The following is a 26,081-nucleotide window of genomic DNA, read 5'->3' as shown; positions in this document are numbered from 1 at the left end:
AGACAATATCGTGAAACTGCATTTTGTACGTGCAAAAACATGGGATGAGAACGACGAACTGATGGAAGAACTACAGCCATATGCCAGTGCTCAGTTAGAAAACCCTACTTCCAGCGGGTATTGGGACCCAAGAGGTTTGTTTGCTATACATATCACCAATGTCATTCAAAGTATTAGTGATTGTGATAACGCAATTAGAATTATTAATTTGATCAAAAAAGAAGAATCCACATCAAAAATTCTTTCAGACAAATATGAAATACGCAAAGCACGTATCGAATCGACTGGAGTTACTTTTTTTATTCAATGTAAAAAAACGGATCAAGAAATCTATACAGGCTTGATAAGTTTAGATAAATATATGGCTGCAATTTTGCATTGGAAAGATTTTATATCCGAAAAAAATTGCATTGAGCGCATAGTTGACATACCAGACTACTAGCGTCCGTTTAATCAGACGCTTTGGCTGAGTCGATAACTATAAATCCCTTTCCATGCAAATCACATCGTAAATTTTATGCCGATCTCTTGTGGCCCGATTTGCGTAGGATTAGATGCTCATGTAGTATCTTTGTGGAAAGGCGGTTTAATTCATTCAATTCTATTTCAATAGGCATCCTCAGGAGGCAATATGAAACGTGTTGTTGGCATAGGCGGTGTGTTTTTCAAGGCAAAAGACCCGCAAGCATTAAGCGCCTGGTACCAGGATCATCTCGGTTTTGAACTCAGCCCCTGGGGCGGTGCCGTATTCAAGGCCAATGGCGACGGCACAGAAAAAACTGCCTGGTCATTGTTCCCGGCAGACTCCACCTACTTTGCCCCCAGCACCCAGCCATTCATGATCAATTACCGCGTCGATGACCTGCACGCCCTGCTCGCCGCCTTGCGCGCCGAAGGCTGCGATGTCGATGCCAAAGTAGATGAATCAGAATACGGCAAGTTCGGCTGGGTCATGGACCCTGAGGGTAACCGCGTGGAGTTGTGGGAGCCACCTAAGGAATAAAACGCAGCATCTCTGCTTGGTCTTGCGCAAAAATACGAGAGGTAAAACCTGTGCATGACCGCATTCAGTAGGGTGCGCCATGCGCACCAGTTTATGTCGTGAGCGATGATATCAATTCAATCTTCAATATCGTACAACTGCATTCCAGCCATTAGCGTATATTATTTTTTGAAAAACCGCCTTGATGAAAATTTCCATCAAACTCTTGCCAGTTATTTTTCTAGCTTTTATTTCCATGCCCATTGTTTCGCAAGCGGCATCTGAGACTACCGCAAAATTACAGACTGGAATGACTTTAGCCAGATTAATGTATTTAGGAGAAGGGCCTTTAATTCAAACTGAAGAATGGGCAAGAGCAGGGAGTAAAAATGACAAGTCTCAAGATTTTTTAAATTGTTTCAGGGAGTCTGATTTGTCTGAAATACACAAATTCTACGCAAAGCCACTCTCAGATTTGCTTTCAATTTCCGAAATGAATCAAGCAATTCTTTTTTACCAAAGCCCCGCTGGGAAAAAACAATTAGAAATCTCAGTAACAACTCTCAAGAATGAGCTTAGACCACAAAAAGATCGTGATGTTACACCTGCATATTCGTCCGACGACTTAAATGAATTTAAAAAATTTTCTGAAAGCAGCGTTGGACGTAAACTGTCAAACCAAAGCAATGTGAATGCTCTGATTTCCGTTGCGACTTCTAAAAAGTTCCTGGACTTTTACAAAACTCTTGAGCAGAAATGTAGAAAAAGTAACGGTCAGTGATGCATAGAAAATTGTAATGCACCCGGCCTTCTATAAAAACTGCTCACCTGCTTTTACCACCGCCCTCAAACTAGTCATGCCAGACTTGATCCGGCATCTAGTGTCTTTACACCCAGACTTCAAATTGCTGATGATCTATGCAAAACCGTGCGCAGCTTCTCATTCCCGAATACCTGCGTCCGTACATAACCAAAGCCGCTGGATGCCAGATCAAGTCTGGCATGACGATTTGGACGTCTTAGCCAGCGATAAGCTAAAGAGCTTTTAAGCGAACAACAAATCAGCCCCGGAGTACGCAGCTCAGTTCATTAGCACGATGGCGCCGTGCCAAGCACACTTGCGCCTGATGGCAATATCAATTGAGCCAAACGATGCTATATTGCGTTTTTTGCCTGTTGCCTGCCGTGTGTCAGGCCATGCATGTGCATGCAAGGGCGATCAACTTAATCATGTCCCATGACCAGCATACCCACATCGCCAACAGGCACCAGCCGCAAACATCTGCTCCCGTGGATCAGAATATCCCTGCTCTGCTGTCTCATGCTGTATTCACTGGAACGCGCCATCGATTATCTGCATCAGGCAGGCTGCGCGCAAAACCCGGGGGTGGGCGCGACGATAGCATCTACTGACCTGGGTATGATCTGTGCCGGTTTTCAATGGTTGTTCATGTTGTCGGGTGCGTTCATACTCGGCACCTGGCCGGGTGTGAGCAAATGGCGCAAGCTGGGGCAGGCATCTGTGTTTTTGGTGCTTAGCTTTTGCCTGTCTATCGTGCTGTCAGTCTGGTATGAGGATGAGGTGGCAGAAACTTGCGCCCGGCCGGGTATAACCCAGCCTGCCAATGCAAGAACACCTTGAGCCACTTGTCTGTCTTTGCTATTCAAGTGTATATTTTTTCATTCATATAGAATTCCACGCCATGCCTACGCTGATTTTCACCCCGCGCTATACCGACGACTCACAAGCCTTGTGGAAGGCAGCAGGTGCATTGGGCTGGCAGGTGCAGCGCCTGACGAACTGGCGGGTACCTGAGCACTTGCAAAATCTTGAGCAAGCGGTATTGTATGGCGAGGCCCTGTTTGGCCCGACGCTGGCAGAGCAACTGGGCATAAGCCTGCTGAGCCCGCCAGAAGACTGGCTGGTGCGCCTGCCCATGGAATACAAACACCGTCAGATCAGCATGCAAACGCTGAGGCAGGCTCGCCAACTGACAAAGCCCGCTTTTATCAAGCCACCCAATGACAAGAGTTTTCCGGCAGAGGCATATACCGGTGCCAGCCTGCCGCTTGAGTATGATGACGACATGCCGGTGCTGGTGTCAGAGGTCGTCCAGTGGGAAAAAGAATTTCGCTGTTTTATATTGCAGCGCCAATTAGTCACCTACTCTCTCTATTCCCGCTTTGGTGATGTTCAGCGGGAAACAGAGTTCGCCAGCACGATGGATGAAGACAACGCGCTAAAGGCATTCATGCACACCCTGCTGGCAGATGAACGCGTCGATTTACCCGATGCCTGCGTCATCGATGCCGGCATGCTGGCTGGCGGTGCATGGGCCTGCGTGGAACAAAATGCGGCATGGGGTGCGGGCATTTATGGTTGCGATCCTGCCAGGGTGCTGGAAGTATTGCGGCATGCTTCTGTCAAGATTTAAGCTCTCAAGTCAAATCCCAACATACTTCGCGGCCAAAGCTGCTCCTGCGTGCATGCCTGACATCACTTGCACTGCCCTGTCACCGCGTTATAGGCCAGCGCAGCGGCGGCGAAATAGCCTTTGTAGGTAGTCTGACCTATGGTGATGCCTTCGGGATTGGGCTTGATACAGTCAGTGATTTGAGCTTTGCTGACTTCGCGCCCGAATTTGCGTATGGGGCTGCGCTCTGTGGTTTCCAGCGGCTGGCCTGACCGGCTAGCCAGTTTTTGCAGGTCGCTACGGCTGTCGGCGTAAGCACGGGCAATGGCGTCTTTATCTGTGCGCAAGCCCGATGATGCCGTCGATTTTTCTTCGGTGAATACATCTTTGCCAAGGTCTTGCCTTGACGGTTCTGCTGCCGGTAGCGTAATGGCTTGCGCAGCTTGCTGCGCGCTGGGGCTGGCCCGCTGCCGGGTTTGCCGGGTTTCGCGTTCCCGCATTTTGGAGATGTCGGTTTTTTTGCTGACAGGCCCGGCGTCTGCACTTGGGGTCTTGGGAATAGCCTTGGGCATGAATGATAAGTCGAGAGTGATGTAGCCAGTTTCTGACATTGGTTTTTTGTGCCAGGGCCGCACAAGCTGGAACAATAACAAGGCGGTGATCAGACAGGCAATGACGAAAGAGAACACTGACTGCCAGGCAGCCTGATTCGGCAGGATAAGCTTACGTTCTTGCATCAACTCGTCTTCAACATGGAAACAGGGTGTTGGACATTGGCTATGACAAAACAGTTCCATTGAACTTATTTTTCTTGCATGCAGAAATCATACGACAATAGTAGCGCGTGCTATATTAGTATTCCATCCATTTCCTGAGTCAAGTGCAAATCAAATGCACCAAGGTGACACCATGTTCGACCAATTAAAAACTCTGCTGCAAACCCACAATGCCCGCTTCCGTGTTGTTGAGCACCCTGCCGAGGGCCAATCTGAAAAAGTCGCTGCCATACGTGGTACAGAAGTTGGCCAGGGTGCCAAGGCCATGCTGTGCCAGAGCAAGGATGAATCTGCGAAACTGATTTTGGCTATTCTGCCTGGTGACCAGAAGATCGATTTCAAAAAACTGGCGGCCGTCATGCAGGTCAGGAAAACCAGCTTTGCTGCACCTGAAGCAGCGATGGAAAAAACCGGCTGCGTCATCGGTGCGATACCGCCTTTTGTATTTTCTGATGACATTGCACTGGTGCTGGACCCTACTCTGGTCGCACGTTATGCAGAGATCGCTTTCAATGCGGGGCGGCTGGATACCTCCATCATTTTGAATACAGAAGATTATCTGCGCATAGCCAAACCGATGCTGCATGATATTTGTGCGGCTTGATGCAATGCAGCTCACCCGGCTTGCGCCTTTGTGGTCACTGATCAAGCGTCATCCTTATCTGATCGCGATATGGGTGCTTATCACTTGGTTCTGCAGCCAGGACTACTTTGGCTTCGCAATATATCTGCTTGCTTTACCCAGCCTGCTATACGCCATCGTCCAATGCGCCTTCAACTGGCGCACGAGCAAACTGCGTCATAAATATATCCTCCTTTGTGTCCTGATCGTGTTGGCCTTCATGACCATTAACATGGTGCATAAATACAAAGATGATAAAGCCAGGGTGTATGCCGATCACATCGCCGGTGAACTGGAACAATATTACAAATTGCATGGAAAACTGCCTCTCAGCCTGAACGATATTCCAGCACTGGCGCATCAAGGTAAGCGTCCCCATATGCTTTTTTACCTGAATGGAAAAAACGGACCTTTTCTATTCTATGCAACTAGCTTTGCGCCTTTTTCGGGTTGGAATTACGATTTCGAGAAAAGACAATGGCTTTATCAACACGACTGAACATCATTATCACGTTTTTAAATTTTCTACTCTCCCCAAGGACAAGCAATGCAACAAACCACCTGGACTGCAGTTGATGATTATTTTTGTGAACGCCTGATCCCTGGCGACCCTGTGCTGAATGCAGCGCTACAAGACAGTGATGCAGGCGATTTGCCGCAGCATCATGTGGCACCAAATCAGGGCAAATTTTTGCACTTGCTGGCCAAACTGCAGGGTGCAAAGACGGTGCTGGAATTTGGTACCCTCGGTGGCTACAGCACGATTTGGCTGGCGCGTGCCCTGCCAGAAGATGGGCGGGTCGTGTCGCTGGAATTCAACCCGCACAATGCGGCGATTGCGCAAAAGAATATAGAACGTGCCGGCCTCTCGCACAAGGTGGATATACGCGTGGGCAAGGCGCTCGACACGCTGCCGCAACTGGAGGCAGAAGGCATACATCCGTTTGACCTGATCTTTATCGATGCCGACAAACCGAACAACCCGCATTATCTCGACTGGTCGATCAAGCTCTCGCGCCCCGGCACCCTCATCATCGGTGATAATGTGGTGCGCAATGGCGCGGTGGCTGATCCTGCCAGCACAGACGCCAATGTACAGGGCGTGCGCAGTTTTTTTGACTTGATGGCGAACAACCCACGCCTGTCTGCCACGGCCTTGCAGACGGTGGGCAGCAAAGGCTATGATGGCTTCTCGATGGCGCTGGTGATTGCCTGACCATTGCTTGACCATTGCCTGGTCGTTTGTAGGGTGCGCCGTGCGCACCGTTTTAGCAATTTACGTAAAGATAAAAGCGGTGCGCATGGCGCACCCTACAGCAGGCTATCAACATCATCCTCCATGAAACGCATCGTCACAATGTCACTCCCGCTCATCCTCATCTTCGCGGCTTATATGGGCCTGAAGCCTGTTCCCATCACGCCCGTCGCCTGGCAAGCTCCTGTCAGCCAGGGTTACACTGGCGTGCATGCAGCCAATACCAGGCTACAAGACTTGCACACAATAGACCTGCAAGGCGAAGTGGGGCCGGAACATGTCGTCATCGGCCCCGATGGCAAACTCTACACTGGTGTTGAAAGCGGCAAGATTTTGCGCATGCAGCCAGATGGCAGCGCGCAGGAAGTATTTTGCACTACCGGCGGCAGGCCGCTGGGCATGGTCTTTGATGCAGACGGCCAGCTCGTCGTGGCGGATGCCTGGAAGGGTTTATTGTCGATCGCTGCCAACGGCAATATCAGCGTTTTGCTGGGTATTGCCGAAGGCGGGCCATTACATTTCCCCGATGCCGTGGTCGTCGCCAGGACAGGCAAGATTTATCTGACCGATTCATCGACCCGCTTCACGCCCAGTCAATGGGGCAGCACCAACGAAGCCGCCATGTTGGATATTTTTGAACAGTCATCGACCGGCCGGGTGCTGGAATATGATCCGGTGAAAAAGTCTGTACGCATCATCGCCCAGGGCCTGAGCTTTGCCAATGGCATTGCCCTCAGCGCTGATGAAAGCAGCCTGCTTGTTGCCGAGAGCGGTAAATTCAGGGTATGGAAGATCGCGACAGCAGCCCAACAACTGGACCTGGCACAGCCCACACCACAAGCAAGCATCCTGTTTGATAACCTGCCCGGCTACCCGGACAATCTCACGCGCGGCAAAGACGACAAGCTGTGGCTGGGCTTAGCCGGGCAACGCAACTTCCTCGATCAGACAGCACAACGCCCCTACCTGCGCAGCATGGCCCTGCGCATCCCGCGCCTGCTCTGGAAAATGCCACCAGCCTATGGCCACGTCATTGCCTTTACCGAAGACGGCAAAGTCATCAACGACCTGCAAGACCCCAGCGGCAATTCACCCACCGTTACTGGCGTGACAGAAACCGCGAACCGGCTGTATATTCATAATGTCAGTGGCAAGAGTTTGGGGTGGATGGGGAAGTAAAGTAAAATGGCAACTTACAATACACCTCTTCTCCCCCGTACCATCCAGCCATCATCAACTAACGGTACTGGATAAAGGTATTGCTCAAATAATTCACGAAAGCCTCCATCAAACAATGCCGCGCTAGCGATCTAGCTTGCGTCATACCCTGCCGCAAGATCCTGCCAGAATGCCTGTTGTTTGTGTTTGTTGCCTATAAAATTCTCTATGCCATTATCTACACCCGCCGTGTCGGTCGTCAGGTGAACGACATAGCCACCGACATCAATGGAGGCTATGGTGCTGCTGAACTGTATGCCACTATTGCGATGGCGCCAGTTTTGCCGCATGCGGATTCGCCTGTCCTCATTCAGGATCAATAAATCTGCCTGGCTACGGATAAGCGCATTGTCATTTGTCGTTTCATATTCAAATTTCTGACTGTCCACAGTCAATGGAAGGCTATAACATCCACCGCTGACGACAAATTCGAGACCGTATTGATCAGCAACATCCCACAATAAACCAACATTGGCAGGTATGCCCAAAGGTATAAAGAAGTAAATATCAAGCTTGTTTGTCATGACTCAGCATTTTACGTTGCTAATGAGTGCCGCCAGCTTTATGACCCCCGGCCATATGCGAAACTACTCCGTTTTACCAACCCTTTTTATTTCTTCATGAAGAATAGAAAAAAATAACCTTGGCGGCACATCTTCAATATATGGATATTCATTCATCTGTATTTCTTCCCACGCAGCATTATCGTCTGCTAAAAGCTTCTCAAGGTAATTTAAATATCCCACTTTGAATGATTCTGAACAAGCCAAATAATATGGAAGTACATAATTCCTAGCCAAGGTACGAATTCCATCTGTTTTAGTGATATCTAAACTGGCTATATCGTCCCAAGCTTCTTGTCCTAAACTTGCCTCGGGACCGAGAACTTCTAACAAAACCGCAATTGTTTCAAGCATTTGATTTTTTGGATTTTGATTTTTTGGTTTCTCATTTTTCATAATTGAATTCAGCCAGTAGGGTGCGTCTTGACGCACCACATGCCCAGCACCATATCCCATGGCGCAAGAGATCGAAGAAATTGCAATAAGAGCGGTGCGTTACAACGCACCCTACTGAGTGAAATTTTGGTGAATACTCCAATCAAAAAACTCGTCGAGCTCAATCCACCAGCCCCCACTGCCCCAGCATCCACGCCTGTTGAAAAGCGTGTTCGCGCAGGCTGTCGTAGCGGCCTGATGCACCTGAGTGGCCTGCGTGCATATTGGTTTTGAATAGCAACTGGCGCTGGTCGGTTTTGAGGGCGCGCATCTTGGCGACGTATTTGGCGGGTTCCCAATAGTGTACCTGGCTGTCGTTGAGGCCAGCGAGCACCAGCATGGCCGGATAAGCCTGCGGCTTCAGATTGTCATACGGCGCGTAGCTGCGCAGGTAGTCATACACGGTCTTGTTATTGGGGTTGCCCCATTCCAGGTATTCGCCTGTAGTCAGTGGCAGTTTGGGGTTCATCATGGTGTTGAGGCTATCGACGAAAGGTACCTCAAGCACGGCGGCGTGAAATAAGTCCGGGCGCTCATTGAGGACTGCACCTATCAGTAAACCGCCAGCGCTGGCACCATGGATGATGAGTTTGCCGGGGCTGGTCCAGTCTTGTGCGATCAGGTATTCAGAGGCCGCGATAAAGTCGCTGAAGCTGTTTTTCTTTTTCATGAGCATGCCATCAACACGCCATTGCTCGCCGAGGTCATTGCCGCCACGGATGCCAGCTTCTACATAGATCACGCCACGATCCAGCAGATTGATGCGGCCTACATCAAACTGGGCGTCTGAAGCTTCACCATAGGCACCATAGCCATACAGCAGCAATGGTGCACTGCCATCAAGGGCTATCCCTTTTTTATACACGGCCCACAAAGGGATTCGCGCCCCGTCGTGGGCAGTGGCCCACAGACGCTTGCTTTCATAGTGTTGTGGATCATACTTGCCAAGTATTTCATAGCGCTTTAACACCTTGCGCTGGCCGCTGGTAACATCAACTTCAAAGATCACGGGTGGTGTCAGTGGAGATTGATATGAGATACGATAAGAAGACGACTCGTAACCATCTCCATCCATGCCAGCGACAAAATAGACTGCCTCATCAAAGTCCAGCGTTTGCCAGCGCTGTTGGGCAAATTGATAAATCCGCATGCGCGTGACTGCCTGCTTTTTTTCGGTAACGACCATAAAATCACGATAGACATCCAGTTTCTCGGTAAGGACTTCAGGGTCATAGTCAGCAAAATTTTTCCAGTAACGTGCTGATGGCTGGGTCACGCTGGCGGTGACAATGCGAAAATTGATTGCGTCCAGATTGGTGGTGATATACAGCCTGCCGTCACGATGGGCAACGCTGTAGCGCAAGCCCTTTTGCCTCGCCTGTATCATCTGCCAGGGTGCTTGCGGCGCGGCAGCGGACAGCATCCGGGTTTCATTACTATCATAGGATGAAGCGTCGAGAAAAATCAGTTTTTCATCGCTGGCGGGATAAACCGCAAGATTGAATTCCTGCGCAGCTTCATGGTATTGCAGCACAGGTTTGCTACCGAGTCGCTGGCGATAGAGGCGATCCGGACGCAGGGTCACGGTATCGCCACTGACATAGAACAGGGTTTGATTGTCTGCTGCCCAGGCCAGGGATGACACTCGCTTCGCCCTTTCAGGCGAGAGTTGGCCGCTGCCAAGGTCTTTAACGAACAGCTCAAACCTGAGGTCGCCAGAAAAATCCAGTGTATAGGCCAGCTTGCTGCCGTCAGGGCTGACCTGGAATTCGCCAAGTGCCACATAGCGGTGCTGGCGTGCCAACTGGTTAAGATCAAGCAGGATTTCTTCTGTTGCCGCTTCATCCCATTTCGTGACGCCATCCACCACTTTCGCTGCGCGGCGGCACAGCAAGGGATGCTGCTGTCCGGCCTCGATACGTTTGTAGTAATAAAACTGCCCATGGCGTTGCGGCAGATTCATATCGACTTCTTTGACCCTGGCCTTGCTGGCTTCAAACAGGCGCGTTGCCAGCGGTTGCAAGGGCTGCATCTGTTTTTCTGTATAGGCATTTTCTTGCTGCAGGTAAGTCATGACCCTGGGGTCTTGCTTGTTGCTAAGCCAGTGGTAGTTATCGATGTAGGCCTGACCGTGGTAGGTTTTTTTGTTGGCCTGTCTTTTGGCGATGGGCACACTGTCAGTGTCTTGTGCTGACAATGGCAAAGGATGAATAAGGAAAATCGCCAACAATAACAACAGACGCAGCATGTCAAAACCTGTTCAGATCAGTTCGTGTGAAGAGCAGAAAAATACGCATTGGTTCAGCGAGAACGCAATGAAAGTATTTTTATTATGACATGCTTTAAGTAGGAATCAGCAGTATCAACTGCGGACAGTGATGCAGGGCCATTGCAGTACGCCGTCTGCATGAGATGATCCCTGAAAACTTCTAGACCTCTCAATATAGAGGCACCGGGATACAGAGGCACCGGGACACAGAGTGGGCACTGAGAGGTACACTTCAAAGATATTTGCATGAGTGCTTAGAGCAAGACGCATATGCATTAAAGTCTCAGTGCAATTTTTTTTGTTCAAGAATTGTGAATGGTAGGCCTTTTGCCTGCGGATAAAGACCTGTAGGGTGCGCCATGCGCACCGCATTCACGTCTATGCGGATTGCAAAGATGGTGCGCACGGCGCACCCTACTAAATACACCTTAGCTGATCACAGCCTCCAAAGATCAAGCATACTGATACTTCATCGCCGCCCGCACCATGAGGCTAATGATGTCTCTGGTAGGGAAATCCATGAGCACGGTGCCGAAGTAGGCGCCCCAGGGGTTTTGGGGCTGGGTGATGAAATTGGTATAGATATCGTCCCGCACCTTGGGTAACAGGTAGGCAGCATAATCGCCAGGAAAATACCCCACGTCAGGCACGCGACTAGCCGAGGTATAAGTGACAAACCAGATCACAGACGCGGTGCCGCTACTTAGCGCTTTGTCCAGGTGTTTTTCTATTTTGTCCCACTTGGCGTCCTTAATATCTTTCCAGTGATTTTCTACATCCAGGCCGGGTTGCTGACCTGACTGTACGTGCCGCCAGTCAACCTGATAATCGATATTGCCCCAGTACAGGCCACGGTCTGGTGCGGTCAGTTGGTAGCTGGGGCCCTTGTCTCCATCGACAAAGGCAAAGATGATCTTGCCCCTGGCATCCTTGAGATTTGGTACCGTATGGTCCTTGTAGAACAACTGGTCGAGGGTCTTGCCATTGTAACCATCACGATTGTTAATGATTTTCCAGAAAGCGTCATAAAAAACTGAGCGTGTCTGCATATCGTACTCTTGCTTGATCAGGAGGACTATGCATTCGGTAGGATTGGCTTTCAGAAATTGCAGGCAATCGTCCAGCACAAAATATTTGGTGTCCTTATCATGCGGGAACTTGGAATCAAAAAAAGCATTCTGGTAGTGGCTGATGGGGTCACCATGGTGGATGGAGAAATTGACTTCGCCATTGGCCCCAGGCAAATAGCGCAAGCGTATGTCAAACACGCGCAAACCCTCGCGCAGTTGTTCGGCCAGTGTCCATTGCTGACATTCACAGCCATAACCAAAGCGCGACATCGATTCGTGCGTGCCAGGCAGGTTGATCATGGATAGCAGCGCCGTGTCATCAATGGCAGACATCCAGCCTTGTGGATAAGCATAAAAAGCAACGACGCCTTCGCTCCAGCCTGAGTGGTTTTCCTTGCTGGTGTCGTAATAATAGCGGTCGGGGTTTTGCGCATTATGGCGGTAGATAGGCACAGTGCCGGTCTGCTCCTCAGTCCAGGCGTAGAAAACGATATTGCCTTCGCCCCAGCCCGCATTGTTTTCTTTATTGGTGTCGTAATAAAACCGGTCAGGGTCTTTGGCAAAATGGCTGTAGATGGGGACGGTGCCGGGCGCCTGGTCCTTATATGCCTGGAAGAAAATCTCGCCCTCCGACCAGCCAGGATAACTGGCCACATTGGTGTCGTAGTAATAGCGTACCGGCTTGTCTATGCTGTGCAAAAATACTGGCGTGAGTTCTGCCATGCTGATCTCCTGAATGTTGGACGATGATGAAAAAAGGCGCGATGCGAAAAATCTGGGACGATGGCAGGCGAATACGTCTGCCGTGGTCAATTCATGCGCATGTCGATAACGTGGTTAATTTAGCATCAATGATAGCTGTTTTATCAATATCAGGAAATGCTTTTTTGTATCATTTTGTCATGGCAAATACATAAAATCCTTGATGTCGTATAATTTTGCGACCAGCTATTTTTTGCCTTCATGCTTTTTTACCTCCATGCTCAATAAACACTACGGCGTCCTTTTGGCTGCGGCCAGTCTCTTGCTTGCTGTTCCTGGTCAGGCTGCTGATACGGCTGACAATGCGGTTGCAGCGCCGCCCGCACAAATCCAGCAAATCCAGCAGCCGCAACAGCTACAGCAACTACAGCAACTCGCCAGCAAACACCAGGTCTGCACGGCTGCGCTGGTATACATCCGCAATCAACAGATACAGGAACCATTGTTTGCCAAGGGCTGTGAAGATGCTGTGATGCCTGACGCCAGCAGCATTTTTCAGGCAGCATCCCTTTCCAAGCCGCTGTTTGCCTATGCTGTGCTGAAGCTGGCTGCGCAGGGCAAGCTGGCGCTGGATGAGCCGCTGATGCAATACCTGCCGCAGGGTTACCAGCATCTGACAAAACCGGGAGAAGTGAACAGCCCGCGTGAGCCATTCACTGACACTCGCCTGCAAAAAGTCACGGCGCGCATGGTCTTGCAGCACACGGCAGGCTTGCCCAACTGGGCAAGCGGCAAGCTGGCATTTGAATCAGAACCGGGCACGCGCTGGCAATACTCTGGTGAAGGCTATGTGTTGTTGCAAGCCGCGCTTGAATCCATCACGGGCATGGGCTTGCAAGCCTGGATGCAACAAGCCGTATTTGCGCCACTGGACATGCAGCACAGCAGTTATGAACCACCTAAAGAATGGCAAAACCAGCTCATCGCTGGCAGCCTGCAGGGCAAAGCCCTGCCCTCGCGGCTTCGCTCTGATCGGAGAGCGGTAGCTGCGGCCAGCCTGCATACCAGCATTGGCGACTATGCGCGTTTTGTGCAGGCGATATTAAAAGACACTGATCTGCAAAAGCAGATATTCGACCGACCCGTCATGGCAGACCAGCGCAGCAACACGGAATGGGGCCTGGGCTGGGGGATTGCACATACCAGCACAGCAGACCGCGCGCCCCTGCTCTGGCACTGGGGTAACAACTATGGCTACCGCGCCTTTGTGATTGCCGCCCCGGCAACGGGCGACGCCATGATATTGCTGACCGGCAGTGACCAGGGCCTGAAACTGGCGCAGGCACTAACGGCAAATGTCATCCCCGGCCAGCTTGAGCTATTCCAGTTCCCCATGCTGGGGTTGAAGTCTGGTTTTTTATGTCAGGCCCTCAGCATCTGCTGATCATGCATTGATGGGGCTTATGCATCGCCAGCCGCAAAGAATTCATCAATGATCGCGAAGGTTTTTACAGGCTGTTCCAGATGCGGCAAGTGGCCTGCCAGCGGCACGGGCGCAAAGCGGCTGTGGGCAAAGGCAGCGGCAAACGCTTGTCCATAGGCAGTGGTGACTACCCTGTCGCTCTGACCCCACACCACCAGTGCCGGAATGTTGATTTGCTGCAGGCGGGCGCGCAAATGCGGGTCATGCATGAAGGGCGCACCGGCAATTACACGCATGGACGCCATGTTGGCACGCTGCATGGCTTGTTGCTCTGCAGGCAGGCTGGACGGATCGATAAAGAATTTGTCTGGTTCATGAAAAGCATGTTCAGCCAGACCACGCGGGCCAAGCACAAAGGGATCAGCAATAGGCTCGCCATCAACATGAATGCCGACGGCATTCACCAGTACCAAACGGGCAATGCGCTGTTTGCCACCGTCAGCTGTATCTTGCAAAGCCATTTCTGAGGCTATCCAGCCACCTATCGATGAACCGATGATCACAACATTGCGCAGGTCCAGCTTATCCAGCAGGGTCAGATAGGCCTTGGCGACATCGGCGACTGTTTGTATATCGTCTGGGCGGGCAGTGCCGTTCCAGCCAGGGTGGGTAGGCAGGATGCTCAGTGCATTTGCAGATACATGACGGGCTATGCCAGCCACCGTGGCGGTGCCGCCGCCACCATGCAAGATCAATACAGGCTGCCCCTGACCTGCCTGTTCATAAGTAATCGAAAGGCCGGGGCGCAGCTCTGTAATATGGGTTTCTGGTGCGTAGGACATGGTGAATACTCCGAAAGCAAAATGATGATCGTATGAAGCGACTTAATTACAAACACGATTACAAACACAATTATAAGCACATTTATATAAATATGTTTATATAAATCAATTTATATCAGTATATTTACATTCATGCTAGACTGACCGCATGCTAAATCACATCCAACACCTGGGCCGTGCCGTCAAGCAAGCCCAATACCGCCAGCATCGGGCGCTGGAAACTGCCCTGGTCGCGGCAGGCAGCACGCTGGCGCAATGGGATGCCCTGCGCGCTATCGGCCGCATGCCCGGCGCATCATCGCATGACCTGGCCCTGGCCACCTTCCAGACTGACCAGGCCTTTGGCACCCTGGCCAACCGTCTCGTCACGCAAGGCCTGATAGAACGCCGCCCCGGCGAAGGGCGGCGCATAGAACACTTCCTCAACAAGCAGGGCGAACGCATGCTCGTGACCGCCAATGAGATCGCCATGCAGGTGCTGACAGACAAATTTGGCGTACTGAATGCGACAGAGCAAAAGCAGTTGCTTAAGCTGCTGAGCAAGCTGGTTGAGGCAGAGGATACGGGGCTGGAGTAAGATGGGCTAGATACAATGGTGCTGCCCTCTCTCTTTTAGCACAACCAGAAAATCATGACTGCACACGCAAGCACCCATGCCATGCGCACCCTCAAGGTCAATCATGCGGGTGAGCATGGTGCAGTACACATCTATGCAGGGCAAATTCTTGTTGCCCGCTTCACCGCTCCCGCCATGCTCGCCGAGTTGCGCGAGTTCAAAGCTCATGAAGAAAAACACCGCGCCCTGTTTGCAGCAGAATTGCAGCGCCGTGCCCGCCCGCCATGCCGCAGCGCTTTTTTATGTGCAGCAGGCGGCTTTGTACTGGGATTCATTACTGGTCTGTTTGGCCGCCACGCCATTGCCGCCACCACGGTAGCAGTTGAGCGCGTTGTGTTGCGCCACTTGCAGGCGCAACTCGTGGCGCTGGCAACAATAGACGAGGCGGCAAGCAAGGTCGTTGCCTCCATTGTCGCTGAAGAACAATTGCATCATGACCAATCAGCCACGCACATGGATACGAAGTCGTTTTGCACAAAGCCCCTGCAAGCCCTTGTGTCTGGCGCGACCGAAGCGGTTATCTGGACAGGCATGCGTGTTTAATGGTGTCTAATGGTGTGTAATGGTGTGTAATGCCGCAGGCTGCGCGATACAGCCGACCGCAAAACATCCACAAGCCTGTATCAGATCAGACTAAAAACGCATAAAAACCAGCATATGGTTTATGACATTGATTGCATATTTACAACGCCATCCCTGCTGTCATGCCCGCCCGCGCCTATCGTCTCAGAACCCTGTATATGCCGGCACAATATGCGCTTTTACCTATGACAGTAACCTGCATTACTGCCAGACAAGGCCAGGCAAATTGATAAGGCAGGCTAACAAAATAGCATCATCCACAATAATTTTTAATTAATCTTTTGACAAATAGTTGATATATTTACTTAAAGGCAACATAATGCAGTAAATTGCTTTTTGGATAGATCATTATCTTGATACAAGCAGAGGCTGATATGCACAACCCTATTTCTACAAGTGGCACTGCTGGAGACACAGCCAATACAGACCAGTTGCTCGGCGCCTGGGCACATGGCTGGACGATTTCGCGTGGCACTGATGCCCCCATACCGCTGGCCGATTTTGGCTACCGCATACAGGTGGGCCTGCCCGGCCATCTGGAACGCTATGTCCTGCAGGGCCATGTCCTGAGTGCCATACAAAAACTCGCGCAAGAGCTTGATACGCCAGATACCTGGCTCAAGGTGTGCGCCCCGCACAGCAGCGTCGCGGGCATCCTGCCCCCACGCTGGAAGGTCAAACCGCTGGAATATTTGATGAGCAAATCCATCGCCCCGACGGCAGTCACCATGCCTGAGGCTTACCACATCAACCTCATTGAAGATGGCGATGCTGTCACCGCCCGCGCCTGCAGCAGCGAAGGCCACCATGCCGCGACGGGCCGCATGGCCATCTACAAACAATACGCCGTGTTTGACCAGATCGTCACCGAACCCGCACACCGCCGCCGTGGGCTGGCCTTTGCCATCATGCAAAGCCTGGCCAACCATGCGTGCAGCAAAGCGGCATCCACCGGCATTCTGGTGGCGACCGATGAGGGCCGTGCGCTCTACACCGCCATGGGCTGGACGCTGGCGTCTGAAATGACGGCGGCTGTGCTGGTGGAGTAAGATTGGATTTGAACTTGACTCAGTTACTTGATGCAGTTACTTGATGCAGTTACTTGACGCAGTTACTTAATACAGACGGACAGCATAGCGACACAAAAGAAATGCAGAAAACCCAAATAACATCCAGTTTTTTCTGGGCAAACGCAATTTGCGCCAGTGTGCTGACCTTGCTGCTAGGCTTGATAGGGACTTTCTTTATTCCCGTTTTTCATGACCTGCATGCAATTTTCCCCAAGGAACAAATTAACTTAAGTACCCAGCTATTTGACGATTACAGCCTGCTCTTATGGTGCGCCACTCTCCCATGTCTGGCGATATGGATATATTGGGCAATCAACATCTCACATCCCTATGCAAAACGGCGCACTAGCAAGGCATTTGCAGCACTGGCTACCGTAGAGATTGTGCTGATAATCCTGGCTGTCTGGTCGATGTACGATCCAGCGAAACAAATTAGGCAGCATACCGTTGCGTTAAGCGGCTATGAGAAAAACATCAGCACCTACAGATAACAGGTCACTGCTGGCGGCGTATCCCAGTTATCGTTGATACCATCGACATAGGTCACCGGTGCTGCTGCCAGTTCTGCAATGCTGGCATCATCAAGACAGCTCACGCTGACACCATAGAATTTGCCACGCCGGGGTGAGTGGGCAACGCCAAACGGCCGCACGCCGCAATGCTTGCAAAAAAAATGTTGCTCGTTCTTTGCGCCAAATTGATATTCACTGAGTTCAGATTCACCTGCCAGCAGACGAAAAGACTCTGGTTTTACGACTGCTGCCCAGCAACGTATCTTCAGGCAAAAACTGCAATTGCAACGCATGCTGCCATCGGCCAGATCGATGTCCGCTTCAAAACGTATGGCCTTGCAATGGCAACTGCCGTGATAGGTTTTCATGATGTTTTATTTTTGTAGATGGCCTGTTATTGTACACAGACTTTATTGAAGTGCAGTTCATTGGTGCGCGGTTATAATCTGCCTGCTATCCACTTAGGAGACTTATCATGCCCGCCTTTAACCAGGTCACGTTAGACAGCCCCCGCCTGCATCTGCGCCCCCTGTGCATGGACGATGCCGCCGCCATCCTGCGCATGCGTTCCAAAGCCAAGGTCATGCGCTATATGACCACTGCACCATGGACAGAACTTGGCCAGGCCACTGGCATGGTCGAACGGGATCAGGCCGCCATGGTCAGGGGCGATCTGCTGCGCCTGGCCTTGATACGCAAGACTGATAAGGTGTTTCTGGGCAGTTGCATCCTGTTCCACTTTGACACAGGCTGCCGCCGCGCCGAGATTGGCTACGACATGGATGAAACTTACTGGGGCCAGGGCTACATGAACGAAGCCCTGGTGACCCTGCTCAATTACGGCTTCAATGAATTAAACCTCAACCGCATCGACGCCGACATCCACCCGGACAATATCAATTCCGCCCGCTCACTCGAAAGACTGGGCTTCATCCGCGAAGGCTATCTGCGCGAACGCTGGATCATTGACGATGTGGTGTCGGATTCGGCAATTTATGGCTTGCTGCGTAGTGATTGGGTGAAGCGGGGCGAAGCATCCTAGAACAAGCGGCGCAATTCGAAACAGCTTATTGCTCCCATACAAATTACCAGAATACTCACATCATCGCCTTGATGTAGGGCGCATTGTAATGCGCCGTATGGGATCACTACACCCCCGGGCGGAAATATCTGCGCAGTACACCACGCACACATGCGGCGCATTGCAATGCGCCCTACGGCTAGCCATTTACAAGCATCGCGGTGCAACTCACGGCTACTTGTTCGCCGCCTTCAAGGCCAGCAGAAGATATGCATGCACATGTTTGTCGCTAATGTCCTGCTCAGAAGTCAGCTTGATATGGCGGCGGTACTTGCCATCGCCTTCGAGCTTCTTGTATTTATCAGGCAGGGATGCACCCAGGCCAAATTCCAGCGTCACATGGTTTTTGTAAGAGAAAACACCGCAAAATGACCGTGCTGCTGAAAACAGCAGGCCGCCATATTTGACAACTTCGCTCACGCCCTTATCAAGCTTCAGGATCATTTCACGCAGGCTTTGTACCAGCGCGTAGTTCTCTTCATTAAGCATGCGTATGTCTTGCAATAGCTTGTTGATTCTCTCTGTACTCATGGGGTCTGCTCCCTTTTCATGTGCGGTGTCAGGATTTCAGCAATTGAGGTACTGTTGCAGATGGTGCGCACGGCGCACCCTACAAAATGGCTACGTGAGTTGCTACGTTGATGATGTCTTTCTTCATTTCCTGACCTGGCCCTGCTGATCTCGCAGCAGCGTCGTCAACTTCTCAGAAATGAGTCTGGGTTTGTCATTACTGTCATTGTAGCTTGCGCAGCCATCAGGTAATAGCTGCTCCTTGCCTTTACCTGCTCTTGAAAAATACAGTTGATCACCATCACAACGCAAACGCGCCCTGACCTGGCGGGTGGATTTTTTGCGCACCTCGGCAACCCAGCAGGCATCTGCGCAACCGCTGGAATGATAGGCCAGCAGCTCGCCACGTACTGGCCAATTGAGGGTGTATTCGCCGGTGCCGCCAGATGCCCAAAGCTGACCGCTGCCTGCCAGCAGAGCTATGAAGGCAAAACAGTTGAAGTAGCGCAAAGTTTTTTGCATCGGCAATATCAGTAAATGTCTATATCAATACTCAGGCTCTTCGCACCGCTGGCTTGTATGCGTATGCGCTTGGCGATAAAACTGTCGCCCTCATATTCAGGATCTGCGCGGTAGTTCTCTATCAAGCCCTGTTGCACCAGTTCGCCTATCTGTTTGTCAGCAAACAATTTGCGCATATAAGCGTCGCGCGGCATATAGGCAATATTAAAGACGACATCTTCACCACCAAACTGGGGCGGGAATAAAAACCCTCGGCGCAGCAAGCCCTGCTCTGCCAGGGCCTCGGCCTGCTCCCTGCTCTTGATGCTGACGCAATCGACTCCTTGCGGGTGGAATACCGAGGGACGGTCCGGCTTGCTGAACTGGCCCACACCTGACTTTTGCAGGATGTTCATGAGGGCATTGCGGCCATTGCTCTTGGACCAGATCATTTCATCATCGGTAATCGTGGTTGCCACCAATAAGTTCATCTCACCATTGGGCAGCTTGAATGTGGCTGGCAGTGGTGCACGCGCCCTGGTGATGAGGATATTCACCATCTGCTCGCCACCGACATAAATATCTTCAACTGTCATGCCCTGGTATTTATCGACGCGGCCCAAGAAATCGACATCCTGCTGTATCTCGCTATTGACTGCCCATTGCAAGAGCCACAGTGGCCATTCTGCCTGCCCATGTGTCAGGACCATGAACTCATAGCCATAACCCGGGCGGCCTGGGTAAGTGGCTACTTTGTCCTTGCCCTTGATTTGCATACTGGTTTTTACTGGGCGCCCCAGTTCATCATGCTCGACAACCACATCTTCAGTTGCCACCGTTGTCGGCATATCTGGATTGCTGAGTCCGAAACTGGAAGTCAGCCAGCTAGTCGGCGATAACTGTGGGGCGGCCAGCTGATACAAACCACCGCCTGGCCAGACCACATTCAAATTCATCACTTTGAGAATATCATCAGGCAGCGGGCCAAATTGTTCTGTATAAGCCGCCGCACGCGCCTCATACACAGCTTGCCACAATTGCTCGTCCTTTTCTTCTGCATTCATGTTCTTTGATTTTCCAAAATTCGTTTGAGGTATGTTCAGGCTATGTTTGGTGCATGTTTCTTTTATTGCGGGTTTGCCCGGCATTCTAATTGACCAGCACCTCTTCCACCTGCCTGATTTGTCTGATCGCTTCCAGCGTACTATCAAAATTCGCCGAGCTGCCGGGGATGATAATGGAAAAGCCGTTGACCAGAACCAGTTTCATGCATTGCACTTCCATACCTATGATCTGGTCCCAGTTATCATCACTGACCAGGACAATTTTCTTGACGGCGTCGAGGTCAATCCCGGTACGCCCCCATACTGCATTGATGCTGATTGTCGCATGCTCGAAAGTCAGTTGCCATTGCCGCCTTGGGGTATCGATCAGACCCTTTGAATATGCAGAGATAAACCAGGCCAGGTAGGCCAGTGCCAGCCCGGCTGACGACAAAATAATGAAGATGGTATCAAGCAGTTTGCCTATCAGCAGGTAACTGCCCAACATGATCAGCAAGAATACGACAAGTGGGATAGCCCTGTACAGCAACTGGCGCAAGGCAAATATGGTGGGTGTATATGCTTTCATTGTCTGGTCTGTACTTGTGCTTCAGTTTCAGTATCCGCCAGTTTGCCCCTGTACAAAGCCGCCACAAGGTCGGATTGCGTGAGCATGCATGTCAAACGGCGTTCTTCATTGATGATGGGAACATGGTGCAGGCCCTGGTCAGACAGCAGCGGTACCAGCTCGACGATGTGCATAAGCAGACCATTTTCTTTGCATGGCGTGTAGAACTCATTTCATAATTAGGAGCGAGGTGCGTTTGCCTCATAACTTTAACCGACAAGACGTACGTAGCTGCGAAATAATTCGCCTGTTTGCCGCGGGCCACAGCAATCTGACCAGCGTTACGAGGCAAACCCTACGGGAACGGGCGATTCGGGCGCATTGCTGCGTTGTGCCTTTTGCTAAGGCGCCCAGCCTTAGCTGCACAGAGTACACACCTTACGCCTTGCACTGCATCCCGAATCACCTCGTTCGCACTCACTCCCAATCATGAAATGAGTTCTCATTTTATTTTGCAACAAAGTGCAAAGTGTATAGGGAAAATAATTGCTTTGTTGGAGTATGTTAACACCGTGCTTTTGCAATGCACAAATACCTGCTTCATGCCCTGTCATTTCTGGAGAATACAATGAACAAAGACTTATCCCGCGCCCTGGTCATACTTGGCGTTTTGCTGGCCTTGGGCATGTCGGCTGCGGCTTTTATCTTTGGCATGCAGGCCAGGCATATCGGTGCGGGCAAGCAAAGTATCTCGGTCAAGGGTCTGGCAGAAAAACCTGTGCAAGCTGATTATGCAGAATGGCGTATAGGCGTAACGGTAGTGGCGCCCAGCTTTGCCGAGGCATTGGCCAAGTTGCGTAAATCACGCCCGGTGCTCGATGAATTCCTGGGCAAGCAAGGCTTTGAAAAAACTGCGCTGAAAGAATCAGAAGAAGCCGTAGAGCCCAATATGGTGATAGAAGATTTGCCCGATGGCCGCAACCGCCAGGTGCAGCGCGGCTACAAGGCCACGCAAAGCATACTGGTCACATCGAAAGACCTGACCAAGGTAACCAACGTCAGCCGCGCTGCACTACAACTCGAAGCGGATGGCCAGCCAGTATTCCACAGCGCACCGCAATACCTCGTATCCAAGCTTGAAGACATCAAGATGTCATTGATAGGTGCCGCCACCGAAAACGCCAACAAGCGTGCCTCTGAATTTGCCAAATACGGCTCGGTCAAGGTAGGCAGCATGCGCTCTGCCTCGCAGGGAGCATTTTATATTCTGCCAGTCGGCACAGAAACCAGTTCGGACGAATACGGCGGTACATACGACAAGACCACCATCGACAAAGTGGCCCGCGTCGTGGTGACGATAGAGTACAGCATAGAACGCTGATCAAGCTTCATGAACACAGCCTTTAATGATGAGCTACCCTACACAACAAGATATAGATGCCATGCGCGCGAGCGGCTATGAAGCCGTCACCATCGCACCGGCACAAGCGCGGCAGCAACTGGGTGAACGCGCAAGCGCGCTCAAACAAGCCATACACCTGGCGTTTGCTGATGTTCAGTTAGGTGATGGTACAGGCTTGCACGAAGCCCAGGGGCTGGATGATTACGAAGATGCACAAACCTGTGCTGCCTACCGGGAAAAAGATGAAAAAACTGACTGGCGGCGTATCAGCCTGGAGGACATGAATCTCTGCTGTAGCAGCCTGTCTTTTTTTGACGCAGCAGGCATGCGCTTTCATTTACCAGCTTTTATGCAAGGGGATCTTGATTATCAAGTCAATTACGATTTGATCTATCACCTGACACAAAGTGTTTCTATGGAAGACAAGTTTGCACTCCTGGATGATGCACAAAGAGCTGTCGTCGTTGCTTATCTCAATTTAAGGCTGGACGATGAAGATTATCGCCATGAGTGGGAGCATGCCTTCAATGCCTTGCTTGGATACTGGAATGAGTAATCTGTCCCGCATTTTTATATGGTGCGTGCGGCACACCCTACAAAGCATGAGTGTAGAGGTTAAATCAAGCATTCCACAATCGTGGCATGGAATGCTAAAGAAATATATCATGTAGCAATGTATTATCCCACACAAAAAGACATAGATGACGCGAGTGCTGCTGGCCACGACGAAACCTGCATCGCACGGAAGCAACTCAGGCTAAATCTGGGCTCACGAGCTGCCACACTCAGGCAAGCCACGGAACATGCATTTGCTGACGTACGCTTGGGGAATGGTGTAGGTTTGTATGAAGCGCAAGGAATTGATCACTACGCCAGTGAAGAAGACTGCGCAAATTACCGGGCTAAAGATGAAAAAACTGACTGGCGATGCATCAAGTTAGAGGATCTTAATCGATGCAACAGCAGCTTGTCTTTTTTTGATGCAGCAGGCATGCGCTTCCACCTCCCTGCATTTATGCAGGCAGATCTGGGGGAGGACGTTGAGTTTGATCTGATCTACCATCTGGTCTTCAGTAGCCAGGTAGAAGAACAGCAAAAACTTTTGAATGAAGCCCAGAGAACGGTCGTTATCGATTACCTGAAACTACAGTTGGATGATATCTACAACAGCAATATGTGGGAATACATCTCCAAAGCCCTGGCAGACTACTGGAATCAATAGTCGGCACACTCGCCAGAATCTCCGGCGTCTAAAACAATTCATCCAACTGCATAAAAAACTCCCGCTTCGCTGGCGCATCTGCATAACCTAACGAGGCCAGTGAAGCCAGGAATTCATCCGCCACTTTGTCAGACACTTCTTCACACAGATTGCGGTGGGCAAAGGCGATGCCCATCCAGCGGTCGGCAAGGCCTGCGCGGCCCAGGTCGATGAAATAGAGCTGGTCGTGCTCATCGACAAACACATTGCTGTCACCGAGATCACCATGGGCAAAAACCAGGTCTTGCGGATTTTCTGCTGGCAGGGTCGCATGCAGCAAGTTGATCAGGTCTTGCACGCTGTGCAGGCCCGGCCATTGATCAAGCTCATACTCTTGCGCATGCAGGTTTTGGCTGACCAGGTATTCAAGCTCGCGCAAGCGCATGGCGGCGCCTGCATGCAGCGGGCAACCATGCGTGGGCAAGGCTTGCAACTGGCGCAGGGCTTCGATAAATAAATGGCTGACTGGCTGTCCGGCTTTTATCCGTGCTGACAAGGGCACGCCAGGCACGGCGCGGGTGATCATGGCTTCGCCATGTTCATTGTCAGCCACCGCCACCAGTTCAGGCACACCTATGCGCCCGTTCAGCCATTGCAGCGCCTGCGCTTCGCGTTTGATGCTATAAGTGGTGGATACCAGCACAGGTGACGAAGTCTTGAGGAAGAAGTGTTCGCCGCCTTTGCTGAAGCGATATACATTGCTGGGGGATTCGCCAATGTCATCAGCAATCAGGGTGGCGTTGGCGATGAAATGAGTGATGGTGGGTGGTAGCTGGTGCATAGGGTGCATGGGCTGCTGTTCTGGTTTACTGGTGTCCATGATCTTTGGGCGGCACAGCTTATTTCAAGTTTCTTATTCAAATTTGCTTTGCCCTGCCATCCAGGGTCTCGCCATCTGTCTGCGATTTTTGCATTTCATTCCCCTGCTTTTACAATCCATCTTTTCTCCATAGCCGCCTGTTTTACTTGGCAATAAAGTAAGCCTGCACTTGTCGGCAGACAAGAAAAAACAGCGCAAAGGCGATATGGCAAACCTTGCCCGCCAGCGTGAAAATCAAACCAGGAGAAATCAATGCAATCAATACCATCCATACAATCAATACTGCGTTCTGCACCATCCCTGTTCCCCACATACCGTGTTCTTGCCGCCAGCCTGGCCTTGCTGGGTGGCTTGGCTGCCTGCCCCATGCAGGCACATGCCGACACTGTCGATGATTATGTCCGTGCTGAAATGCAAAAGCGGCATATCCCCGGCATGACAGTGGCTGTGTTGCGTGATAACAAGCTCATCAAGGAAAGCGCTTATGGCCTGGCCAGCCTGGAACACAATGTGGCAACGAAAACAGAAACGGTCTATACACGGGCCTCGATGACCAAGATCTTTACCGCCAGCGCGATCATGCTGCTGGTGCAGGATGACCGCATTGCGCTTGACGACTCCATCACAAAAATCCTGCCGCAACTGCCTGCGGCCTGGGCTGGCATCACGCTGCGTCACTGCCTCTCGCATACCTCGGGCTTGCCGGATGCGATTACTGATGACGTCAACATCACCACCATCAGCGGTGACCGCGACATCCTGATTCAGGAGCTGGCAAAACTGCCGCTGCAGCCCGCAGGTGAAAAATCTTTGTATAACCAGACTGGCTATATGCTGCTGGGCATGGTCATAGAAAAAATCAGCGGCATGCCGTATGAGCAGTTTGTGCAAACCCACTTGTTCCAGCCCATGGGCATCACTGGCGCAAAGTTTGGTGATGCCTGGTCCATCATCCCTGGCCGCAGTGACCTATATACTTCACTCGATATCAGCAAAGACCATAGCAAGCTGGAGATGAAGAATGGCCGCCCCGTGGTTATGAAAGACAAGATTTACCACTATGGAGCAAAGTTCATGCCCGATTACCTGGCCCCGGCCGGCCTCTTGAATGGCAATATCCACGACCTCGTCAGTTTTGAGCAGGCACTGGCCAGCGGCAAGCTCATCAAACCTGCGCTGATCAAAGAAATGAACACGCCCTACAAGTTGCGCAATGGTCAGGACGGTGATTATGGCCTGGGCTTTATCTTCATGCCCTTTGGCAAACAGGCTGCGATTTCTTACGGTGGCGGTGCTGCCACCTGGCGTGTACACCTGCCTGAGAAGCATTTGACCGTGGTTGTACTGACCAATCTGCAGGGATCACAACCACATGCGCTGGCGGGCGGCGTTGCAGCACTCTACGACGACGGGGCTAAGAAGCTGTTGCGAAATTAAATTAAAGGTTTAAGAAAGTTCCAGCAAATGAGAGAACAAGCCAACGAAAGAAATGCTTCGTGTGTCATAGCTAGTTTCTCATAACGCATTTTTAGACGACGGTAAGA

At 51.2% G+C, this 26,081-nt stretch carries 32 protein-coding genes; 19 read left to right on the top strand and 13 right to left on the bottom strand.

From position 1 onward, the window contains the following. Positions 1–10 precede the first annotated feature (10 nt). From ACO0LL_RS27650 to ACO0LL_RS27630, 5 genes are all read left to right on the top strand, one after another. On the top strand, positions 11–442 hold the full coding sequence (locus ACO0LL_RS27650; protein ID WP_422954036.1) for a hypothetical protein: 432 nt from the start codon (positions 11–13) through the stop codon (positions 440–442). A gap of 189 nt (positions 443–631) precedes the next feature. Beyond that, positions 632–1,003, top strand: a complete 372-nt coding sequence (locus ACO0LL_RS27645; RefSeq protein ID WP_422954035.1) for a VOC family protein — start codon at positions 632–634, stop codon at positions 1,001–1,003. Positions 1,004–1,187: 184 nt separating this feature from the next. Next, complete coding sequence (locus ACO0LL_RS27640) at positions 1,188–1,763, top strand: DUF2059 domain-containing protein (protein WP_422954034.1); 576 nt, start codon at positions 1,188–1,190, stop codon at positions 1,761–1,763. 456 nt (positions 1,764–2,219) lie between these two features. Further along, positions 2,220–2,624 carry a hypothetical protein gene (locus ACO0LL_RS27635; RefSeq protein WP_422954033.1) on the top strand — a complete coding sequence of 135 codons (405 nt, stop codon included), beginning with the start codon at positions 2,220–2,222 and terminating at the stop codon, positions 2,622–2,624. Positions 2,625–2,685: 61 nt separating this feature from the next. After that, positions 2,686–3,417 carry an ATP-grasp domain-containing protein gene (locus tag ACO0LL_RS27630; RefSeq protein WP_422954032.1) on the top strand — a complete coding sequence of 244 codons (732 nt, stop codon included), beginning with the start codon at positions 2,686–2,688 and terminating at the stop codon, positions 3,415–3,417. A gap of 62 nt (positions 3,418–3,479) precedes the next feature. On the opposite strand, the gene ACO0LL_RS27625 is transcribed toward ACO0LL_RS27630, so the two are convergent. Beyond that, entirely contained in the window at positions 3,480–4,133 is a 654-nt protein-coding gene (locus tag ACO0LL_RS27625; RefSeq protein WP_422954031.1) for a hypothetical protein, read from the bottom strand. A gap of 172 nt (positions 4,134–4,305) precedes the next feature. Between ACO0LL_RS27625 and ACO0LL_RS27620 the strand changes: the two genes are divergently transcribed. The 4 genes from ACO0LL_RS27620 to ACO0LL_RS27605 all read left to right on the top strand — a co-directional run bounded on the left by ACO0LL_RS27620 (position 4,306) and on the right by ACO0LL_RS27605 (position 7,228). Further along, positions 4,306–4,776: a YbaK/prolyl-tRNA synthetase associated domain-containing protein gene (locus ACO0LL_RS27620; protein WP_422954030.1), complete on the top strand. Its 471-nt coding sequence runs from the start codon at positions 4,306–4,308 to the stop codon at positions 4,774–4,776. Between the two features lie 4 nt (positions 4,777–4,780). Beyond that, complete coding sequence (locus tag ACO0LL_RS27615) at positions 4,781–5,293, top strand: hypothetical protein (RefSeq protein WP_422954029.1); 513 nt, start codon at positions 4,781–4,783, stop codon at positions 5,291–5,293. 48 nt (positions 5,294–5,341) lie between these two features. Beyond that, positions 5,342–6,010 carry an O-methyltransferase gene (locus tag ACO0LL_RS27610; protein WP_422954028.1) on the top strand — a complete coding sequence of 223 codons (669 nt, stop codon included), beginning with the start codon at positions 5,342–5,344 and terminating at the stop codon, positions 6,008–6,010. 123 nt (positions 6,011–6,133) lie between these two features. Then, positions 6,134–7,228, top strand: coding sequence for an SMP-30/gluconolactonase/LRE family protein (locus ACO0LL_RS27605; RefSeq protein WP_422954027.1), 1,095 nt, complete (start codon positions 6,134–6,136; stop codon positions 7,226–7,228). Positions 7,229–7,359: 131 nt separating this feature from the next. On the opposite strand, the gene ACO0LL_RS27600 is transcribed toward ACO0LL_RS27605, so the two are convergent. From ACO0LL_RS27600 to ACO0LL_RS27585, 4 genes are all read right to left on the bottom strand, one after another. Continuing rightward, positions 7,360–7,791 (bottom strand): hypothetical protein, encoded by a 432-nt coding sequence (locus tag ACO0LL_RS27600; RefSeq protein ID WP_422954026.1) that lies wholly within the window; start codon positions 7,789–7,791, stop codon positions 7,360–7,362. Positions 7,792–7,854: 63 nt separating this feature from the next. Beyond that, complete coding sequence (locus ACO0LL_RS27595) at positions 7,855–8,286, bottom strand: hypothetical protein (RefSeq protein ID WP_422954025.1); 432 nt, start codon at positions 8,284–8,286, stop codon at positions 7,855–7,857. A 100-nt stretch (positions 8,287–8,386) separates the two neighbouring features. Continuing rightward, positions 8,387–10,513, bottom strand: a complete 2,127-nt coding sequence (locus ACO0LL_RS27590; RefSeq protein WP_422954024.1) for a S9 family peptidase — start codon at positions 10,511–10,513, stop codon at positions 8,387–8,389. A gap of 473 nt (positions 10,514–10,986) precedes the next feature. Next, complete coding sequence (locus ACO0LL_RS27585; protein WP_422954023.1) at positions 10,987–12,327, bottom strand: hypothetical protein; 1,341 nt, start codon at positions 12,325–12,327, stop codon at positions 10,987–10,989. Positions 12,328–12,583: 256 nt separating this feature from the next. On the opposite strand from ACO0LL_RS27585, the gene ACO0LL_RS27580 reads away from it, so the two are divergent. Continuing rightward, positions 12,584–13,750, top strand: coding sequence for a serine hydrolase domain-containing protein (locus ACO0LL_RS27580; protein WP_422954022.1), 1,167 nt, complete (start codon positions 12,584–12,586; stop codon positions 13,748–13,750). 17 nt (positions 13,751–13,767) lie between these two features. On the opposite strand, the gene ACO0LL_RS27575 is transcribed toward ACO0LL_RS27580, so the two are convergent. Beyond that, positions 13,768–14,571 carry an alpha/beta fold hydrolase gene (locus tag ACO0LL_RS27575; RefSeq protein ID WP_422954021.1) on the bottom strand — a complete coding sequence of 268 codons (804 nt, stop codon included), beginning with the start codon at positions 14,569–14,571 and terminating at the stop codon, positions 13,768–13,770. Between the two features lie 148 nt (positions 14,572–14,719). On the opposite strand from ACO0LL_RS27575, the gene ACO0LL_RS27570 reads away from it, so the two are divergent. From ACO0LL_RS27570 to ACO0LL_RS27555, 4 genes are all read left to right on the top strand, one after another. After that, positions 14,720–15,148, top strand: coding sequence for a MarR family winged helix-turn-helix transcriptional regulator (locus tag ACO0LL_RS27570; protein ID WP_422954020.1), 429 nt, complete (start codon positions 14,720–14,722; stop codon positions 15,146–15,148). Between the two features lie 54 nt (positions 15,149–15,202). After that, positions 15,203–15,730, top strand: a complete 528-nt coding sequence (locus ACO0LL_RS27565) for a demethoxyubiquinone hydroxylase family protein (RefSeq protein WP_422954019.1) — start codon at positions 15,203–15,205, stop codon at positions 15,728–15,730. A gap of 413 nt (positions 15,731–16,143) precedes the next feature. After that, on the top strand, positions 16,144–16,818 hold the full coding sequence (locus ACO0LL_RS27560) for a GNAT family N-acetyltransferase (protein WP_422954018.1): 675 nt from the start codon (positions 16,144–16,146) through the stop codon (positions 16,816–16,818). Positions 16,819–16,871: 53 nt separating this feature from the next. Then, complete coding sequence (locus tag ACO0LL_RS27555; protein WP_422954017.1) at positions 16,872–17,330, top strand: hypothetical protein; 459 nt, start codon at positions 16,872–16,874, stop codon at positions 17,328–17,330. On the opposite strand, the gene ACO0LL_RS27550 is transcribed toward ACO0LL_RS27555, so the two are convergent. Continuing rightward, positions 17,321–17,719, bottom strand: coding sequence for a GFA family protein (locus tag ACO0LL_RS27550; RefSeq protein WP_422954016.1), 399 nt, complete (start codon positions 17,717–17,719; stop codon positions 17,321–17,323). The two genes, ACO0LL_RS27555 and ACO0LL_RS27550, sit on opposite strands and share 10 nt — an antisense overlap. A 107-nt stretch (positions 17,720–17,826) precedes the next feature. Between ACO0LL_RS27550 and ACO0LL_RS27545 the strand changes: the two genes are divergently transcribed. After that, complete coding sequence (locus tag ACO0LL_RS27545; protein ID WP_422954015.1) at positions 17,827–18,393, top strand: GNAT family N-acetyltransferase; 567 nt, start codon at positions 17,827–17,829, stop codon at positions 18,391–18,393. A gap of 213 nt (positions 18,394–18,606) precedes the next feature. Here ACO0LL_RS27545 and ACO0LL_RS27540 read toward each other — a convergent pair whose 3' ends face one another. From ACO0LL_RS27540 to ACO0LL_RS27520, 5 genes are all read right to left on the bottom strand, one after another. After that, entirely contained in the window at positions 18,607–18,963 is a 357-nt protein-coding gene (locus ACO0LL_RS27540) for a DUF1801 domain-containing protein (RefSeq protein WP_422954014.1), read from the bottom strand. 123 nt (positions 18,964–19,086) lie between these two features. Further along, on the bottom strand, positions 19,087–19,464 hold the full coding sequence (locus tag ACO0LL_RS27535) for a hypothetical protein (protein WP_422954013.1): 378 nt from the start codon (positions 19,462–19,464) through the stop codon (positions 19,087–19,089). Between the two features lie 8 nt (positions 19,465–19,472). Next, positions 19,473–20,507: a suppressor of fused domain protein gene (locus ACO0LL_RS27530; RefSeq protein WP_422954012.1), complete on the bottom strand. Its 1,035-nt coding sequence runs from the start codon at positions 20,505–20,507 to the stop codon at positions 19,473–19,475. An 85-nt stretch (positions 20,508–20,592) separates the two neighbouring features. Then, complete coding sequence (locus ACO0LL_RS27525; protein ID WP_422954011.1) at positions 20,593–21,075, bottom strand: hypothetical protein; 483 nt, start codon at positions 21,073–21,075, stop codon at positions 20,593–20,595. Further along, a complete protein-coding gene (locus ACO0LL_RS27520; protein WP_422954010.1) occupies positions 21,072–21,248 on the bottom strand; it encodes a CBS domain-containing protein in 177 nt (58 codons plus the stop codon). The genes ACO0LL_RS27525 and ACO0LL_RS27520 overlap by 4 nt, the downstream gene beginning before the upstream one ends. A 434-nt stretch (positions 21,249–21,682) precedes the next feature. Between ACO0LL_RS27520 and ACO0LL_RS27515 the strand changes: the two genes are divergently transcribed. From ACO0LL_RS27515 to ACO0LL_RS27505, 3 genes are all read left to right on the top strand, one after another. Next, a complete protein-coding gene (locus tag ACO0LL_RS27515) occupies positions 21,683–22,435 on the top strand; it encodes an SIMPL domain-containing protein (protein WP_422954009.1) in 753 nt (250 codons plus the stop codon). A gap of 28 nt (positions 22,436–22,463) precedes the next feature. Continuing rightward, entirely contained in the window at positions 22,464–23,012 is a 549-nt protein-coding gene (locus ACO0LL_RS27510) for a DUF6714 family protein (RefSeq protein WP_422954008.1), read from the top strand. A gap of 117 nt (positions 23,013–23,129) precedes the next feature. Continuing rightward, positions 23,130–23,678, top strand: coding sequence for a DUF6714 family protein (locus ACO0LL_RS27505; protein WP_422954007.1), 549 nt, complete (start codon positions 23,130–23,132; stop codon positions 23,676–23,678). Between the two features lie 28 nt (positions 23,679–23,706). Here ACO0LL_RS27505 and ACO0LL_RS27500 read toward each other — a convergent pair whose 3' ends face one another. Beyond that, a complete protein-coding gene (locus ACO0LL_RS27500) occupies positions 23,707–24,537 on the bottom strand; it encodes an aminoglycoside 3'-phosphotransferase (RefSeq protein ID WP_422954006.1) in 831 nt (276 codons plus the stop codon). 252 nt (positions 24,538–24,789) lie between these two features. On the opposite strand from ACO0LL_RS27500, the gene ACO0LL_RS27495 reads away from it, so the two are divergent. Beyond that, positions 24,790–25,974, top strand: a complete 1,185-nt coding sequence (locus ACO0LL_RS27495) for a serine hydrolase domain-containing protein (protein ID WP_422954005.1) — start codon at positions 24,790–24,792, stop codon at positions 25,972–25,974. The last annotated feature ends 107 nt before the right edge of the window (positions 25,975–26,081 follow it).

This window comes from Undibacterium sp. TC4M20W, from assembly GCF_049340245.1.
Lineage (GTDB): Bacteria > Pseudomonadota > Gammaproteobacteria > Burkholderiales > Burkholderiaceae_D > Undibacterium.
The sequence above is the reverse complement of the archived record's forward strand: the minus strand, read 5'-3'. Positions and strand labels throughout refer to the sequence as shown.

Excerpts from the sequence above, each read along its gene's own strand:
- ACO0LL_RS27645 (WP_422954035.1), top strand. The coding sequence starts at position 632 with ATGAAACGTGTTGTTGGCATAGGCGGTGTGTTTTTCAAGGCAAAAGAC.
- ACO0LL_RS27640 (WP_422954034.1), top strand. The coding sequence starts at position 1,188 with ATGAAAATTTCCATCAAACTCTTGCCAGTTATTTTTCTAGCTTTTATT.
- ACO0LL_RS27635 (WP_422954033.1), top strand. The coding sequence starts at position 2,220 with ATGACCAGCATACCCACATCGCCAACAGGCACCAGCCGCAAACATCTG.
- ACO0LL_RS27630 (WP_422954032.1), top strand. The coding sequence starts at position 2,686 with ATGCCTACGCTGATTTTCACCCCGCGCTATACCGACGACTCACAAGCC.
- ACO0LL_RS27625 (WP_422954031.1), bottom strand. The coding sequence starts at position 4,133 with ATGCAAGAACGTAAGCTTATCCTGCCGAATCAGGCTGCCTGGCAGTCA.
- ACO0LL_RS27620 (WP_422954030.1), top strand. The coding sequence starts at position 4,306 with ATGTTCGACCAATTAAAAACTCTGCTGCAAACCCACAATGCCCGCTTC.
- ACO0LL_RS27615 (WP_422954029.1), top strand. The coding sequence starts at position 4,781 with ATGCAGCTCACCCGGCTTGCGCCTTTGTGGTCACTGATCAAGCGTCAT.
- ACO0LL_RS27610 (WP_422954028.1), top strand. The coding sequence starts at position 5,342 with ATGCAACAAACCACCTGGACTGCAGTTGATGATTATTTTTGTGAACGC.
- ACO0LL_RS27605 (WP_422954027.1), top strand. The coding sequence starts at position 6,134 with ATGAAACGCATCGTCACAATGTCACTCCCGCTCATCCTCATCTTCGCG.
- ACO0LL_RS27600 (WP_422954026.1), bottom strand. The coding sequence starts at position 7,791 with ATGACAAACAAGCTTGATATTTACTTCTTTATACCTTTGGGCATACCT.
- ACO0LL_RS27595 (WP_422954025.1), bottom strand. The coding sequence starts at position 8,286 with ATGGGATATGGTGCTGGGCATGTGGTGCGTCAAGACGCACCCTACTGG.
- ACO0LL_RS27590 (WP_422954024.1), bottom strand. The coding sequence starts at position 10,513 with ATGCTGCGTCTGTTGTTATTGTTGGCGATTTTCCTTATTCATCCTTTG.
- ACO0LL_RS27585 (WP_422954023.1), bottom strand. The coding sequence starts at position 12,327 with ATGGCAGAACTCACGCCAGTATTTTTGCACAGCATAGACAAGCCGGTA.
- ACO0LL_RS27580 (WP_422954022.1), top strand. The coding sequence starts at position 12,584 with ATGCTCAATAAACACTACGGCGTCCTTTTGGCTGCGGCCAGTCTCTTG.
- ACO0LL_RS27575 (WP_422954021.1), bottom strand. The coding sequence starts at position 14,571 with ATGTCCTACGCACCAGAAACCCATATTACAGAGCTGCGCCCCGGCCTT.
- ACO0LL_RS27570 (WP_422954020.1), top strand. The coding sequence starts at position 14,720 with ATGCTAAATCACATCCAACACCTGGGCCGTGCCGTCAAGCAAGCCCAA.
- ACO0LL_RS27565 (WP_422954019.1), top strand. The coding sequence starts at position 15,203 with ATGACTGCACACGCAAGCACCCATGCCATGCGCACCCTCAAGGTCAAT.
- ACO0LL_RS27560 (WP_422954018.1), top strand. The coding sequence starts at position 16,144 with ATGCACAACCCTATTTCTACAAGTGGCACTGCTGGAGACACAGCCAAT.
- ACO0LL_RS27550 (WP_422954016.1), bottom strand. The coding sequence starts at position 17,719 with ATGAAAACCTATCACGGCAGTTGCCATTGCAAGGCCATACGTTTTGAA.
- ACO0LL_RS27545 (WP_422954015.1), top strand. The coding sequence starts at position 17,827 with ATGCCCGCCTTTAACCAGGTCACGTTAGACAGCCCCCGCCTGCATCTG.
- ACO0LL_RS27540 (WP_422954014.1), bottom strand. The coding sequence starts at position 18,963 with ATGAGTACAGAGAGAATCAACAAGCTATTGCAAGACATACGCATGCTT.
- ACO0LL_RS27535 (WP_422954013.1), bottom strand. The coding sequence starts at position 19,464 with ATGCAAAAAACTTTGCGCTACTTCAACTGTTTTGCCTTCATAGCTCTG.
- ACO0LL_RS27530 (WP_422954012.1), bottom strand. The coding sequence starts at position 20,507 with ATGAATGCAGAAGAAAAGGACGAGCAATTGTGGCAAGCTGTGTATGAG.
- ACO0LL_RS27525 (WP_422954011.1), bottom strand. The coding sequence starts at position 21,075 with ATGAAAGCATATACACCCACCATATTTGCCTTGCGCCAGTTGCTGTAC.
- ACO0LL_RS27520 (WP_422954010.1), bottom strand. The coding sequence starts at position 21,248 with ATGCACATCGTCGAGCTGGTACCGCTGCTGTCTGACCAGGGCCTGCAC.
- ACO0LL_RS27515 (WP_422954009.1), top strand. The coding sequence starts at position 21,683 with ATGAACAAAGACTTATCCCGCGCCCTGGTCATACTTGGCGTTTTGCTG.
- ACO0LL_RS27510 (WP_422954008.1), top strand. The coding sequence starts at position 22,464 with ATGAGCTACCCTACACAACAAGATATAGATGCCATGCGCGCGAGCGGC.
- ACO0LL_RS27505 (WP_422954007.1), top strand. The coding sequence starts at position 23,130 with ATGTATTATCCCACACAAAAAGACATAGATGACGCGAGTGCTGCTGGC.
- ACO0LL_RS27500 (WP_422954006.1), bottom strand. The coding sequence starts at position 24,537 with ATGGACACCAGTAAACCAGAACAGCAGCCCATGCACCCTATGCACCAG.
- ACO0LL_RS27495 (WP_422954005.1), top strand. The coding sequence starts at position 24,790 with ATGCAATCAATACCATCCATACAATCAATACTGCGTTCTGCACCATCC.